This is a genomic window from Azospirillum lipoferum 4B (genome assembly GCF_000283655.1).
Lineage (GTDB): Bacteria > Pseudomonadota > Alphaproteobacteria > Azospirillales > Azospirillaceae > Azospirillum > Azospirillum lipoferum_C.
On the sequence record NC_016585.1, the window covers coordinates 446867 to 461336 of the forward strand.

8 protein-coding genes are annotated in these 14470 nt (G+C 67.9%); all 8 read left to right on the forward strand.

Features of this window, described 5'->3' with window-relative positions:
* Window positions 1-5 precede the first annotated feature (5 nt).
* The 8 genes from AZOLI_RS15855 (at window position 6) to AZOLI_RS31270 (ending at window position 14028) form a co-directional block, all read left to right on the forward strand.
* Entirely contained in the window at window positions 6-6752 is a 6747-nt protein-coding gene (locus AZOLI_RS15855; RefSeq protein WP_014188177.1) for a phage tail tape measure protein, read from the forward strand.
* The gene (locus AZOLI_RS15860; RefSeq protein WP_014188178.1) at window positions 6752-8326 is read left to right on the forward strand and encodes a hypothetical protein; all 1575 of its coding nucleotides are present in this window, start codon (window positions 6752-6754) and stop codon (window positions 8324-8326) included. The genes AZOLI_RS15855 and AZOLI_RS15860 overlap by 1 nt, the downstream gene beginning before the upstream one ends.
* 3 nt (window positions 8327-8329) lie before the next feature.
* On the forward strand, window positions 8330-9241 hold the full coding sequence (locus AZOLI_RS15865; protein ID WP_014188179.1) for a hypothetical protein: 912 nt from the start codon (window positions 8330-8332) through the stop codon (window positions 9239-9241).
* Window positions 9238-11058 (forward strand): SPRY domain-containing protein, encoded by a 1821-nt coding sequence (locus tag AZOLI_RS15870; protein ID WP_014188180.1) that lies wholly within the window; start codon window positions 9238-9240, stop codon window positions 11056-11058. The genes AZOLI_RS15865 and AZOLI_RS15870 overlap by 4 nt, the downstream gene beginning before the upstream one ends.
* 2 nt (window positions 11059-11060) lie before the next feature.
* Window positions 11061-11540 carry a DUF4376 domain-containing protein gene (locus tag AZOLI_RS15875; protein WP_162488221.1) on the forward strand — a complete coding sequence of 160 codons (480 nt, stop codon included), beginning with the start codon at window positions 11061-11063 and terminating at the stop codon, window positions 11538-11540.
* Between the two features lie 73 nt (window positions 11541-11613).
* Window positions 11614-12375 (forward strand): lysozyme, encoded by a 762-nt coding sequence (locus AZOLI_RS30820; protein WP_014188182.1) that lies wholly within the window; start codon window positions 11614-11616, stop codon window positions 12373-12375.
* The gene (locus AZOLI_RS15885) at window positions 12375-12620 is read left to right on the forward strand and encodes a hypothetical protein (protein ID WP_014188183.1); all 246 of its coding nucleotides are present in this window, start codon (window positions 12375-12377) and stop codon (window positions 12618-12620) included. Before AZOLI_RS30820 ends, AZOLI_RS15885 begins: the two co-directional genes overlap by 1 nt.
* A gap of 226 nt (window positions 12621-12846) precedes the next feature.
* The gene (locus tag AZOLI_RS31270) at window positions 12847-14028 is read left to right on the forward strand and encodes an ImmA/IrrE family metallo-endopeptidase (protein ID WP_014188184.1); all 1182 of its coding nucleotides are present in this window, start codon (window positions 12847-12849) and stop codon (window positions 14026-14028) included.
* Window positions 14029-14470 lie beyond the last annotated feature (442 nt).

Here is a 14470-nt window from a genome sequence, read left to right on the forward strand (position 1 = left end):
CCGGCATGGCTGATTTCCCCGGCATGATGGTGCCGGTCGGTGCGGACGACAGCGGCCTGCGGCGGGTGCTGTCGCAGGCGGAAGCCCGCGTCGACCGGTTCGCCGGCCGCGTCGACGGGTCCGTGCGCAAGGCTGCCGGCAGCTTCGACGCGCTGGGCCGGTCCGCGTCCGGCGTCGCCACCGCCGTGGTGGCTCTGGCCGGCGTGCAGCTCGGCGCCGGAGCCGCCGATTCCCTGGTGGAAGCCACCAAGGCCGCAATGGCGTTCCAGACCGCCATTGCCCAGGTCGGCACGCTGCTGAAGGGGGCCGATACCAGCCGCTACGCCGCCCAGGTCAAGGATCTGGCGCGGCAGTTCGGTGGGCTGCCGACCGATCAGGCCAAGGCCCTCTACGAGGTCATTTCCGCCGGCGCCTACAGTGCGGCCAATGCCATCTCGGTGCTGACCGAGGCCAACCGGCTGGCGATCGGCGGCGTCACCGACGTGCAGACCGCCGCCGATGGCCTGACCTCCGTGCTCAATTCATACGGTGCAGCGGCCGGCGGTGCGGCCAATGTCGCCGACGCCTTCTTCGCGTCCGCCGCCGCCGGCAAGACCAACATCGAGGAGCTGGCCTCCTACATCGGGCAGGTCGCCCCGATCGCGGCACAGACCGGGGTGTCGCTGGACGAGCTGATGGCCGCCGCCGCGGCGCTGACCGCCAACGGCATCAAGACCTCAACCGCCATGGACGGCATGCGGTCGGTGATCGCCGCCGTGCTGAAGCCGTCGCAGGAAGCCACCGCGACCGCCCGCGCGCTGGGGCTGGAGTTCAACGCCGGCGCGCTGAAGGCGAAGGGCTTTGCCGGCTTCCTCCAGGAGGTGGCCGACAAGACCGGCGGCAGTTCGGAGTCGATGGCCCTGCTGTTCGGCGGTGTCGAGGCGCTGCTGCCGGTGATGGCCCTGGCCAGCCGGGAAAGCACCGCCTTCGCCGACGCGCAGCAGGAGCTGCAGAACAAGGCCGGTGCCACCGAGGCCGCCTACAGCCGCTTGGCCGAGACCGGGGAGCAGGTGGCCAGCCGCCTGCGTGCGGCGGCCGAGGTCTACCGCGTCGAGCTGGGCGACCGGCTGCTGTCCGCGGTGCAGCCGGCCATGGCCGGGCTGGCCGACAACTTCGACCGGGTGACGGCGGCGGCGGAAGCCACCGCCCTGGCTTTGGGCGCGGCCTTCGTCGCCCGCGGCATCGGGCCGGCGATCCAGGCTGCCGGGCAGTTCGCCGCGTCCCAGGTGGCGCTGCGCAAGGAGTTGCTGACCAACACCGGCCACCTGCTGCAGAAGGAGGCCGCGCTGCGCGCCGGCGCCGCCGCGACGGTGGAGGCGGCGGCGGCCGACGTCGCCGCGGCGCAGGCTGCCCAGGCCAAGGCCCGCTCCGACCTGGCTGCCCGGGCGACGCAGTACGAGGCGGCGGCGGCGCTCGACGCCGCCATCGGCAAGACCGCGCGCCTGGTGCAGGCCGAAGAGGCGCTGATCGCCGCCCGCAATGCGCGGGCGGCGGCCGATGCGCGGGTGGCGGAGACCACGGTCGCGCTGACCATGGCGCAGAGTGCCCAGGCCTCCGCCATCGCCGGCACCGGTGTGGCGGCCACGGTCGCCTCGCGCGGCATGGCCCTGCTGTCGGGAGCCATGGCCCTGGTGGGTGGCCCGGTGGGTGCCGCCCTGCTGGCGGGCGCCGCGGCGGTCGCGGTGTTTTCCAGCGGGATGACCGCGTCGGAAAAGGCGACGCGTCTGCACAGCGACGCGATGCGGGACTTCGACGCCGCCTTCGACCGCAGCACCGGCAAGGTGAAGACGATGACGGAGGCGGTCGCCGCCCTGCGTCGTCAGACCCTGGAGGCTGCCCGCGACGCCGCCCTGGCGGCGGTGAAGCAGGAAGAGACCTATGCGCGTGCCGGTGCCTACAAGATCGACCGCGCCGCCTACGAGTCCGGCCTGTCGAAGGAGGACGCCGCCAAGGTCTTCGGCCCGGCCCGCGAGCTTCAGCAGCAGTTTCTCGCCGGCGCCATCGACGCCGAGGCGCTGTTCGCCGCCATCGACAAGCTGGCCAGCCAGGACGCCCGGCTGAAGCCGCTGGTCAAGGCCTTCGCGGAGTGGGCCGCCCCGCTGGCCAAGGCGAAGCAGGAGGTCAAGGAAACCGAGGCCGGGCTGGCGCTGCTGGACGGCACCGCCGACGATGCGGCCAAGGCCGTGCTCGGTGTCGGCACCGACGCGGCGACGGCGGCATCCGGCTTCCAGAGCATGGGCGGTGAGGTCGCCGGACTGACGGCGAAGCTCGCGGACCTGGTGGCGAAGTCCAAGCAGTTGGAGGTGCCGGCCGGCTACCAGCGGCGGCTGGCCGAGCTGGTCGGGCCGGAGCCGACGAACGGAGACGCCAAGGATCTCGACCTGTGGCGGCGCAAGCGCGACGCCGCCGATGCGACGCTGCGCCCGATCGTCGGCCTGGAAACCCGGGACCAGACCGCCGAGCTGGAGCGGCAGGCCAACGGGCAGCGCCTGTTGGCCGGTGCGGTCACCGACGCGGCCAAGGCGCACGCGCAGAACCGCATCGAGCTGGCCAAGGTCGCGCTGGAATACCCCGGCCTTGGGGCGGAGACGGCGAAGACTCTGCTGACGACCAAGGATTTCGGGGCGGTGCTGAAGTCGCTGCCGCTCGACCTGCAGCAGCGTTGGGCCGTGCTGCAATCGTCGTCGCAGGCGCAACTGGCCGGGGCGGCGGCACAGGGTACGCTGCAGCTGCAGCTGCAGACCGATGCGCAGGCGCGGCTGGCCGCGGCTGCCGGCAAGGGCGAGGCAGCGACCCGGCGGGCGACGATCGAGAACCAGGTCGCGGCTGCGGCGGTTCGTGGATTGTCGGCGGCCACCCGGACCAATCTGGAGGCACAGGAGCGCTCGACCCAGCAGCAGCTCCGCACCGAGTCCACCCAGCCGATCCTGGCCCGGATCGAGGCCCAGAAAGCGCTGGTGGCTGCCTACGGGCAGGGGCCGCAGGCGGTGAAGGCGGCGGAGCTGGCCGAGCAGGCCCATACCCTCGCCTTGAAGGAAGGCGAAGAAGGCACCCAAAAATACAACGAGGCCAAGGCCCATTACATCGCGCTGCTGACCCAGGCGCAGCAGCTGGAGTCGGCCGCGGCGGCCGGGCCGATGCTTCAGCGGCAGCGCGACCAGCTGGAGCTGGGACGCCAGCAGCTGCAGCTGATCGGTGCGTCGGCCGACCGGCGGGCGGTGGAGCTGGCGCGCACCCAGGCCCTGATCGACCTGCGCGAGCGCAACATCGACGCCGCCAGCCGGGAGGGGCAGGCCTATCTGGCCAACGCCGAAGCGCTCGCTCGGCAGAATTTGGCGCTGGAGCGGACCAACGCCGCCTACCAGGAGCTGGAGCAGTTCGGTGATCGCAGCTTCGACGCCATCCTGCAGAAGCTGTCCGCGGCCGGCAAGTCGACCCTGTCATGGGCCGACGCCATCGGCACCGTCAGCGTGGAGCTGCAGCAGCTCGCGCTGAAGATGGCCGTCATCAATCCGCTGAAGAACATGGCGATGGGCACCAACCTGCCCACACTGTTCGACCTGTTCGGCGGCAGCTCGCAACAGCAGCAGGGACAGTCCGGCGGCGGCTTCAGCCTGACCGGCGGCTCCAACGGGTCGGGCTCCCTCAGTCTCGGCAACCTGGTGTCGAAGGCGTCCGGCGGTTGGCTCGACCGCCAGCTCGGCGGCGGCATCGGCAGCGCCGCCAGCTGGCTCAACACCCCGGCCTATGGCGGCGGCGCGGTGCTCAACACCGGGCAGGTGGCACAGCAGGCTGCCGGGATCGGCACCGGCGCCCGCGAGCTGGCCAGCGAGGCGATGCCCCTGGCCGGGTCGCCCGGCGCCGGTGGCGTCACATACGGCGACATGCTGGGCGGCGGCATGTACGGCGTCGGCGCAATCATGAATTTCGCCAACGGCCAGGTGGTCAGCGGCATCGGCAACACGGCTGCGGCTGTCATGTCGTTCATCCCCGGCCTGCAACCCTTCGCGCCGGTCGCGGCGATTGCAGGTCAGATTCTGCAGGGATTCTTCGGCAAGAACCGCGGCGCGCCGGCGGCTGGTGCCGCGGTCGAATACACCGACACCCGCCAAACCGGGGCGGGGGCGGCGACGGACAATGAGGGCGACCCCCAGCAGGCCCAGCAGCTGCTCCAGAGCATCGACGCCGCCACCAAGCAGTTCATCGCGCTGACCGGCGGAAAGACCAACGGCGCGTTCGGGATCGCCGTCGAGGCGAAGGAGGGCAAGTTCCGCGTCCGCAACGGCGGTGCCGGCGGTCAGCTGGGCGAGTCCTTCGCCACGCTCGACGAGGCGGTGATCGCCGGGCTGCGCCACAACATCGAGGCTGGCCTCGTCAGCGTGTCGGCCGACGTCGCCAAGGCGGTCGCCAACAGCACCACCGACGACATCAACGAGTTCATGGCCGACGTCAACTTCGCGCAGGGCTTCCGCGTGCAGTTCGACGCCATGAACGCGGCGCTCGACCCGACGGCCAACCTGCTGAAGACCTTCACCGAGAACGCCAAGTCCATCGGCGAGGCGGTGAAGACCAACATCACCGATTGGCGCAGCAAGGCCAGCGAGCTGGGGCTGGTCACCGAGACCGAGCTGACCGCCTCCGCCCGCAAGGGCATCGAGGCGATGATGGGTCTCGGCCCGGCCACCAAGCCGCTGGTGGGCATGGCCGCGGCGACCAAGCAAGCCGAGATCGAGTTCGAACAGTTCCGGCCGGCCCTGCTGTCGCTCGGCTACACCACCGGCGAGGTGGCCGAGCTGGCGGCGCGCTACACCCGACGCCTGCAGGACAGTTACGCCGACGCGGTGGCCTATGTGCAGCGGCAGGGTGCCGTCGCCATCGAGGCGCTGATCGACCCCAACGCCAAATCCAGCGCGCTGGACCGGCTGCAGGGGCTGGGGCTCGACCGCACCGACGCGGCGGTGACCGCCCTTGCGGCCACCATCGAGGGGGTGGAGCGGGCAGCCTCCGCCGGAACGCTGACCATCGAGGCCGAGCGGGCCGCCTTGGGCCGGCTGAACAGCGCGCTCTACGACGGCACCATCACCGGCGACCAGTACACCGGCATGGTGGGCTATCTGACCCAGGCGTGGCAGGACAGCGCCGACGCCGCCCAGACGGCGGCGGAAAAGGCCAAGGCGCTTGCCTCCTACCAGAGCGACATCGCCAGCCGGATGGTTGCGGCGCTCGGCAACAGCCGCGGTGCCGGGCTGATCGCGCTGGACGCCCAGCAGGCCGCCGCCCTGGCTGCCGCCACCGCGGCCGGCTACGACACCACCCAGCTGCGCCTGGTGCAGATGGCCGAGCGGGCGAGCCAAGCCTTCACCCTGGCCCAGCAGGACCTGCTGGACGCCTACGACCGCGAGATCGCCGCCAAACAGCAGGTGGTCGACTCCATCCAGTCCGGCGCCATCGCCCTGCTGCAGGCCGCCCGGCAGTTCAAGGACGCCCGCGCCGCCCTGCGCGAAGGCGACGACTCGCCGCTGGCGCCGCGCCAGAAGATCCAGGAGGCAACCGACCGCTTCGACGCCGCCTATGCGGTGCTGAAGGACAGCCGCTCGACCGATGCCGACAAGGGCGCCGCCCGGCAGACCCTGCTGCAGGTCGGCCCCACCCTGGTGGCGCTGGAGAAGGCGGCCAGCGGCGGCACCGCGTCGGTGCTGTTCGACAAGGTCGACAAGGTCTTTGCCGAGCTGGGCGACACCGGCGGGCTGAGCCTCGACACCGCCACCCAGGACCTGCAGGTGGCGCAGGACCAGCTGAAGGAGCTGCAGAAGGCCCGCGCCGAGGCCGCGGCGATCGGGCAGCGCCAGCTCGGCAGCCTGTCCGGCCTGCGCGACGTCATGGACCAGAGCTATGCCGTCTGGCAGGCGGCGCTGACGCCGCTGATGCAGCTGACCGGCACCAACGACAACCGGCCGCACTACAGCGCGCCGGCGGCGGTGCAGTCGGCCTGGGACGGGCTGTCGGCCGAACAGCAGCACGGCATCGCCCGCGCCATGGGTTGGGGCGGCCAGCTGGACGAGGCCTTCAATCTGTGGCTGGCCACCTCCACCCAGCGCGCAAGCACTTTCGGCGCCGACGTCACCGCCATCGCCGGCGGGGCTCGCTATGCCGCCTCCGAAACGGTGCAACGGGCATGGGATGCACTGACGGAGGCGCAACGGCTCGCAGCAGTTCGCGGCGCCGGTTACGACGGTGGGATCGACAGCGGCTTGAACGCCTGGGCGGCACTTGGCCATCGGCCCGCTTTCGAGGCGAATGTTTTGGCGCAGGCCCGGGCCGCCGGCATCCCGGGCTTTGCCACCGGCGGTATTTCCTACGGGCCGCAGCTGGCGTGGGTGTCGGAAGGCGCCCACAGCGCCGAGGCCCATGTGCCGCTGCCGGACGGCCGGCGCATCCCGGTGGCGCTCGACCTCCGGCTGCCCGGCAGCGGCCTGGAGCCGCCGGCACCGACGGTCTCCTTCCGCCGTCCCGACCTCGATGCCGGCGGCGCCGGCGTGGCCGAGCTGCTGGAGGCGGTGGAGGGCCTGCGCGACGAGGTCCGCGCCATCGGCCGCGACGCCCTCACCCAGCGCGCCCGCATCGGCGCCGATGCCGCCGCCCTGCTGGCCCGCGTCGAGGCCGCCACCAGCGACCTGCCCAGAAAACTCGCCAACACCCGGAGGGCCGCCTGATGACGGTGCGTCTCGTCGACCTCACCCTGTTCCACCGCCCCAGCGGCCACCGCCACCGGCTGCCGCTGGCCAGCTTCCCCGGCTACCAGTCCGGCCCGGCCGACGATCCGCCCAACGTCACCTGGCTGCCGCTGGTCACCGCCGGCGCCGACGCGTCGGTGTCGATCGGCAGCCTGGGGGCGGCGGACGGGCAGGCCGAGCTGCGGATCGGCGACCTGGTGCTGCGCAACGAGGCCACCCGCAACCCGGCGCAGCGCTTCGCCACCCTGCAGGACCTCGACAGCGGGGAGTGGCTGCGCGTCGCCCTCGACGACCGGCCGCTCAACCTGCTGCTGAGCGGCGACTATGTCATCCAGTCGGTGACCGAGCGCGAGATCGAGGACGGGGCGCCGCTGGCCGAGGCGGTGACCGTCTGGACCGCCCGGGTGGGTCAGCCCAAACCCAAGCGCACCGAGATCGCCCTGCCGATCTACGACCGGCGCCTCGACTACGACACGCCGATCCAGACCGAGCGCTACAAGGGCACCGGCGGCTATGAGGGGCCGGCCGAGCTGAAGGACACGCTGAAGGAGCTGCCGCTCGGGCACTGCCCGATGGCGCGGCCGACCTATCTCGGCATCGTCGACGGCTTCCACCGCTGGTCCGTCGGCGGCGGCAAACCGGTGCAGGACGTGCCGCGTGGCTGGTCTTCCGGTGTCGCGGTGACCAGGGAGGCCGCCGGGGTGCCGAGCGACAACGCCCACTTCACGGTCGACCTCGCCAGCGGGATCGTCACCACCACGGTGAAATATGCCGACTTCCGCGTCGAGGTGCTGGGCCGGATTTTCGGCGGGGTCTACCGCCGTTACATCGGCGAGCTGATCGCCGCCCTGGCCACCGACGCCGGGCTGGCCGGCACGGTGGACAGCGCCGGCATGGACGCCGTTCCGCGCACGGTGGGGCTGTTCCTCGCCGCCGGCGACGCCACCACCCACGCCGCCGCCTATGCCAAATTCGTCGGCAGCGTGCCGCGCGGCGGCTGGTATGTCGGCACCGCCGGCCAGCTGGTGGTGACCCGCGTTCCCCGTCCCACCGCCGCGGCGGCGGTGCGCGCCTACAGTGCCGCCGCCGGCACCACCACGGGCCTGCAGTATGTCGAGGGCCAGCACAACCCGCCGGCCAAACAGGTGGTGCTGCGCTGCGCCCACAACCCCAGCCCGTCCAGCAGCGCCGCCAGCGACGCCTCGGCGGCCGACGCCACCCGCTGGACCCAGGAGTGGGTGGAGGTGCCGTCAACGGTGGACGAAACCATCGCCGCCGCCTGGGGCAGCGCGGCCAAGGTGGCCACCGTCGAGACCGCCCTGACCTTCAGCGCCGACGCCGCGGCCGAGCTGCCGGCCTGGGTGGCCGAGCTGTCGGCGCCGCCCACCCTTTACGAGCTGCCGGCGCTGGACGGGGCGCCCGGCGTCTGGATCGGCGACACCGTGACGGTGGAGGACGACATCGCCGGCTTTGCCGAGGGGGCGCCGGTGGTGGTCTATGGCCGCACCGTCGCCGACCGCAGCGGCGGCGCCACCCTCTACGTGGCGCGGTGAGCCATGGCGACCGGACTGCTGGCCCATATCAACGAGCTGTCGGAACAGGATTGCGCCATCACCGGCGTTGCTGCCGACTGGGCGGCAACGGCGCCGCTCGATGCGCTGAAGACGCTGCCGCTGGTGGACGCCGCGGTGTCCACCCGGATCGGCACCCGGGATGAGCCGGTGGTGCTGGAATGGGAGTGGCCGCGGCCGATCGACCTGACCTATGCCGGGCTCTACCGCACCAACCTGTGGAAGACCGGCCGCATCCGGCTGGAGGCGTTCAAGACCAGCGCGCGGACCTCGCTGGCCTTCAGCACGCAGTTCGCCGGCGGCATCGACCGCCTGGTGCTGCCTGGGCTCCACGATCCCAAGACGCTGCGCTTCGGCGGTGAGAACACCGTGCTGGGCCAGCTGGGCGCCCGGGAGTTCCTGCGCTACCCGACCAACATCCATGTGACGATGCCGCTGTGCAGCGCGCAGGTGCTGCGCTGGACGATCTACGGCCCGGCCTACCGGGTGACCGGCAGCCGCTACAGCACCACCGAGCAGGCCTATCGCATCGGCTTCGGCTGGGCCGGCGACAGCCTGGCAATCGACCGCCATGTCGGTGCGTCGGCGGAGGGCTACCGCCGCGGCGGCAAGGTGACCGAGCTGGCCGGCGGCGGGGTGGCGGTGGAGCCCGGGCGCGGCCGGCGCACGGCCACTCTGGACCGCACCGTCAACGAGGCCGGCGACCGCGACCGCCTGTTCGACCTGGTCACCTTCCTCGACGCCGACCGGCCGGCGGTGTGGCTGCCGGACACCGACAGCGCCTTCGACTGCTACCGCTACGGCGGGCTTTTCCAGGTCATCGAGGACTTCAGCCAGAAGTACCTGAACGACCTGCACAGCGCCGCCACGATTTCCCTTGGTGAGGTGACGACATGACGACGCTGGCCACCATGCTGGCGGCGGCCTTGCGGCTGCTGGGCTACTACAACGGCAACGATTACAGCGCCGACAATCCGGGCGGCATGTCCGGTGTCGGCGGCATGGCGACCAATTGGGAACCCTGTATCCAGGACATCGGCACGGTGGCCAACGGGGTGGGGGAGGTCGCCGGCACCATCGCCGCCGCGCAATCCACCATTGCACTGGTCTGGGATGCCGCCACCGCGGCGGCCGACCCCGGCGCCGGCAAGCTGCGCGCCACCACCGCCACTCCGGCGCTGGGCAGCTACAGCCTGCTGGTGTCGGCCACCGACTCCGCCGGCGCCGGTATCGGCGCCATGCTGTCGGAGCTGGGCAGCAGCAGCTCGGCCACCAAGGCGCGGGCGCGGTTGGTGGCGGTTGGGGATGCCTCCAAGTACCTCGACCTGCAGGTTACAGGCGTTTCGGGCGCGGGGGCTTACCGGACGGTCGCCGTGACCTGCATCGGCGGACCCGGTGGATTTGGCGCAGGCGATGCCATTGCGCTGGGTTGGGTGCGGTCCGGCGACAAGGGCGATGCCGGCGGCGCCACCCTTCCGGCGGGGACGCTTGCGGCGCCCGGCTTGGCAGTTTCCGGCGATAGCAACACCGGCCTTGCGCAGGTCGGTGGGGCTGACAGCTTGAGCATGGTTGGCGGCGGCGCTGAAGTTATTCGGGCCTCTCCGAACGCAGCCAAGGTCTACGGCGCTCTGACGGTGGGTGATCGTGGCGACGGGTTTGGAAGTGCACTGACGCTTACCCCCGGGTCTGGGCCAGACTGGCACGTCTATTCAAGGGCCGGCGATGGCGCGCTGGTGGTCTTCCATCACAAAAACCGCTTGGGCACCACCGTGGCAACGGAAGTTATGGTGCTGAAAGATGGCGATATCGTCGATTTTGCGCGGCGCCCGACCGTAGGTGGCCTGCCGATTTCCGGCGGCTTCACGCCCGCCACGTTGTCGGCCTCCTACACCGTGCTGTCTACCGACGCGGGCAAGCTGATTGAGTGCACGGCCGGTCTGACGCTGGCGCTCACCGCTGCGGCGATGGCGGGTAACGGGTTCACGTTCGCGGCGTGGAACAACAGCACCGGGGCCGTCATCGTCGATCCGAGCGGTTCGGAGCTGATCAACGGTGGCTCGACGCTGACGCTCTTGGCCGGGCAGTGGGCTATCATCACCTGCACCGCGTCGGCGTGGAAGGCGCTGACGCAGACCACGCGATCATCATGCGTGTTGTCGTCCACCGACAAGGAAAGCGGGCTGGTCATCACGAACGGTGGCCTGACCGCGTCGGTTGCCAGCGGTGGCGCGATGCAGTCGGGCCGCGGCACCGTGGCGTTGTCGGGGCAGAAGTATTTCGAAGTCGCCCTCGACATCGTCGCCACGTCCGGTCTTACCGCCATCGTCGGCATAGCGACCGCGGCGGCGACATTTGGGTCCACATTCGGTCTCGCGACATCCGCCAACGGCTACGGGTTTGCGAGCGACACCGGCAACAAACTCAACAACTCGTCGCAATCGGCTTACAGCTCGTCTTGGGGTACGGCCGGACATGTTGTCGGCGTCGCTTACGATGACGTGAGTACGCCCGGCACAGTCAAAGTTTGGCTGTCCATAAATGGCGTGTGGCAGGCATCCGGTAATCCGGCGACGGGCGCCAACCCTGCCTTTTCCATCTCTGCCGCAACATTCTATCCGGCGATCACGCTCAAGAACGGCGGCCAAGCCACCGCCAGATTTACCGCGGCACAATGGTCCTACTCTGCCCCGGCTGGGTTCACTCAGATTTCGTGAGGATGACGATGATCAAGACATGCCCGCCGTACGATCCGGCGACCCATCGTCCTGTTCCGGACGCTTTCGATGAGATGCCCGACGGGGCCGGTGGCGTCGAGCTGGTGCAGCGCATCGAGCCGATTCCCCTGGCGGAGGTGAGGGCCGCACGCAAGGAAGCACTTGCGGCATTGCGCTGGGAACGGGAATGCAGCGGCATCACGATGCCGGACGGGTCCTTCATCGCTACCGATGACCGCTCCAAGACGCTGCTCAATGGGAAGTACCGCACGGCGGAGAAGTATCCGGAGCGTCTCCACCGATGGAAGGGACCGGAAGGCGAAGTCACCCTGACCAGCGGGCAGGTGATCGCCATCGGGGATGCCGTTTCCGATTACGTGCAAGCGTGTTTCGACCGGGAACTCGACCTGATCGCGGACATCGACGCGGCGGAAACAGCCGTTGCGGTTTGGGCTGTGGACATCGCCACCGGCTGGCCTTGACGCCGCGACAACACTCCAACCCCTGATCCACCCGGCCGCCAGCGAGCGGCCTTTTTCATGCCTGGAGGATCCCATGCGTGCCATTCCGCAAGCCGCCGTCGACCTGGTGAAGGAGGCCGAAGGCCTGCGCCTCACCGCCTACCCGGATCCCGCCACCGGCGGCGCTCCCTGGACGATCGGCTACGGCCACACCGGCCCGGACGTCCGGCCGGGCCTGCGCATCGACAAGGCGCAGGCCGAGCGGCTGTTGCAGGCCGACCTCGACACCGCCGCGGCGGTGGTCGACCGCGCCGTCACCGTGGACCTGACCGACAACCAGCGCGGGGCGCTGGTGGCTTTCGTCATGAACATCGGGGCCGGCCGGAAGGCCAAGGGCAAGGACGCCGGCAAGGACGGGTTCGTAACTCTGAAGAGCGGCCAGCCCTCCACCCTGCTGCGCAAGCTGAACCTTGGTGACGCTGCCGGCGCCGCGGCCGAGTTCGCCAAATGGACGCGCGGCAACGGCAAGGTGATGCCCGGCCTGGTCAAGCGCCGGGCGGCCGAGGCTGCCCTGTTCCTGTCGGACGAGGTCCACCCGGTGAGCCGGGTTGCCGAGCCGGCACCGGCGATGAAGCCGATGGCCAAGTCGGTCAGCGCCGTCAGCGGTGGCGGTGCGCTCGGCCTCGCCGGCGTCGCCGTCCTGCTGGACCAGGCGCGCGACGTCTCGACCGCCATCAAGGGGCTGCTGGAGACCTTGCCGTCGGGCGCGCTGGGCTGGGCGGTGGCCGCCCTGCTGGGGCTGGCGGTGGCGGTGATGCTCTACCGGCGCTGGGACGACCAGCGCAAGGCGGCCTGATGCTGGCCTTCCTCACCACGGGCTGGGGCCGGGTGGCCGCCGGCCTGATCCTCGCCAGCCTGGTGCTGGCGGGGATCGCCACCTTCGGCGCGCTTCAGCGCCAAGCCGGGCGGCAGGACGCCGTCCTCGAGTCGACCACGCAGGCACTCCGGAACGCAGAGGTGCGCCATGGGATTGAGGATGATCTGCGCCAGCATCCTGCTGGCGCTGCTGAACGGCTGCACGACCGGTGGAGCCGGGACTGAGGAGGGCTGTGCCGCCTTTTGCCGATCTACACCAGCCGGGTCGATATGTTCAACGATGCTACGGCCGAACAACTGCTGACGCACAAACTGACTCATGCCCGGTTGTGCGGCGGGATACCTCTGACCGAAGTCGGCTTTTGACTGCAACCGCTGTGCGTACAAATTCATTGCTCGTTGCCCACTCGATGTGTAGGAGAGCAACGCGATCATTTATAAAGAGGGAATCATGTCTGAGGATGAGAAGCAAGTTCCCGGACGGGTTGCGGCAGAGGACTATAGACGGCAAAGGCAGGAGGCAGATTACGGTCGTGATAGCTTCGCAAAAGAAGCTCGGGAGGGTTTTCATGAGTACATGAAGACAGGTCGCGATCGGATGATCAAGCTTGCTCGACCCTATACATCCAGTGAGCAAGAAGCAGAGGCCCTTGCCGACAAAGTTATGAAAGAGGTAACAACAGCTGATATTTCACAGTACGACGACCCTACGGGGAGCCGAGTAATCAAAGACATCGTTAGCAAAATTGATAAGGCTTGTGCTGAATGCAAAATACCCATGCGTGAGGGCGTTGTTGTGGGCGTCTCCGTAACAAGTGGGTTGCACGCCTACCAGAGCGAGGTGCTGGCGACCGATGCTAGCATTATCGATTTTGCTATTCCGTTCCTTTCGTTCTGCAACCAAGTAGCAATTCTAGTGACCAGATTGCTGTCACACTCGCGAAGTGAGGATGAAAAAGTCATAAACTGTGATCCTGAGTGTGTACGCGTTCTTTTGGCCAATGATAACATTATGCTCGCAATATGGAGTGAATTAATCGCCCATTACGCAATAGAAGGTCAGATGATGAAGTTACCAAGATTGCCTATCGACAATGAAAGGTTATCCACCAGAGTGAGTATACTATATTCGATGGAGCTTTTTGCTGTGGCTCATGAATATGGACATCACGTTCTGATGCATGGTGTGGTGGAAAGCTCCAGCCCGTCGGGCGACGGGACTGCTATGGAGCATGACGCCGACACCTTCGCACGGATGATCTCAATGGTGATCGGATGCCTTAGCGAACCACCAAATGCATTCGCAACGTCGGGAGTTGGTGCGGTGCTGATGCTTGGAGCACTCGAATTAGTGCGACGGGCTAGGCACGTACTCGAGACAGGTAATACCGCGTTTCCTCCCCGTAAGATCCATCCGCCCTTTCATGAGCGCATCATCCGCATTGGAGAATTCGATAGCTTTGCGCCCGAGGAGTTCCATGAACAGTATTCTGCTATGAGAAAAGATTTTTTTGACATCGTGCAAGTGATCTGGGCTGCTGTTGAACCCGTAATGCTGGGTATGCATCATGTGGGTGGGGTGAAGTTGTCCCCCCGCGAAGAGGCTCGCGTGGACTGGCTTTCTCTCATCTGAATGGCACCTATTTGTGCAGTTTGGCTTCAGTGCCTTTAGGAAGGTGCTTCCTTGCTGAAGGCTTTGGAGCTCTCTGACACAGAAAGTGCGGTTGCAACGATGTCACCGCGTGCACAAAATTCCGTAATCTTATACCTGTCAGGTTAACATATTTGCGTAATAATATGTTATGTTTTGGGAGATGATTGAAATTCACAATAAAATATTAGTGAGCATATTTTTTTAAATTCGACAAATAAAGCGGTGATAATGTAAGCTCTTCTATATTATTTACTTTACGCTTCTCTGCGGAGAAGTATGCATAAAACTATGCGAATTCGTCGAACAGTTCTCAGTGATGTGAGGAAAATTCTTATTTCTTTAAAGTTCCCGTCAAATGCTCGTCTGGCAGGTTGAGACCGTTGATTTTGCTTAGCTTCGGACCAGTCCTAATCAGCGCTCT

Excerpts from the sequence above, each read along its gene's own strand:
- AZOLI_RS30820 (WP_014188182.1), top strand. The coding sequence starts at position 11,614 with ATGCGTGCCATTCCGCAAGCCGCCGTCGACCTGGTGAAGGAGGCCGAA.
- AZOLI_RS15860 (WP_014188178.1), top strand. The coding sequence starts at position 6,752 with ATGACGGTGCGTCTCGTCGACCTCACCCTGTTCCACCGCCCCAGCGGC.
- AZOLI_RS15855 (WP_014188177.1), top strand. The coding sequence starts at position 6 with ATGGCTGATTTCCCCGGCATGATGGTGCCGGTCGGTGCGGACGACAGC.
- AZOLI_RS15875 (WP_162488221.1), top strand. The coding sequence starts at position 11,061 with ATGACGATGATCAAGACATGCCCGCCGTACGATCCGGCGACCCATCGT.
- AZOLI_RS15885 (WP_014188183.1), top strand. The coding sequence starts at position 12,375 with ATGCTGGCCTTCCTCACCACGGGCTGGGGCCGGGTGGCCGCCGGCCTG.
- AZOLI_RS31270 (WP_014188184.1), top strand. The coding sequence starts at position 12,847 with ATGTCTGAGGATGAGAAGCAAGTTCCCGGACGGGTTGCGGCAGAGGAC.
- AZOLI_RS15865 (WP_014188179.1), top strand. The coding sequence starts at position 8,330 with ATGGCGACCGGACTGCTGGCCCATATCAACGAGCTGTCGGAACAGGAT.
- AZOLI_RS15870 (WP_014188180.1), top strand. The coding sequence starts at position 9,238 with ATGACGACGCTGGCCACCATGCTGGCGGCGGCCTTGCGGCTGCTGGGC.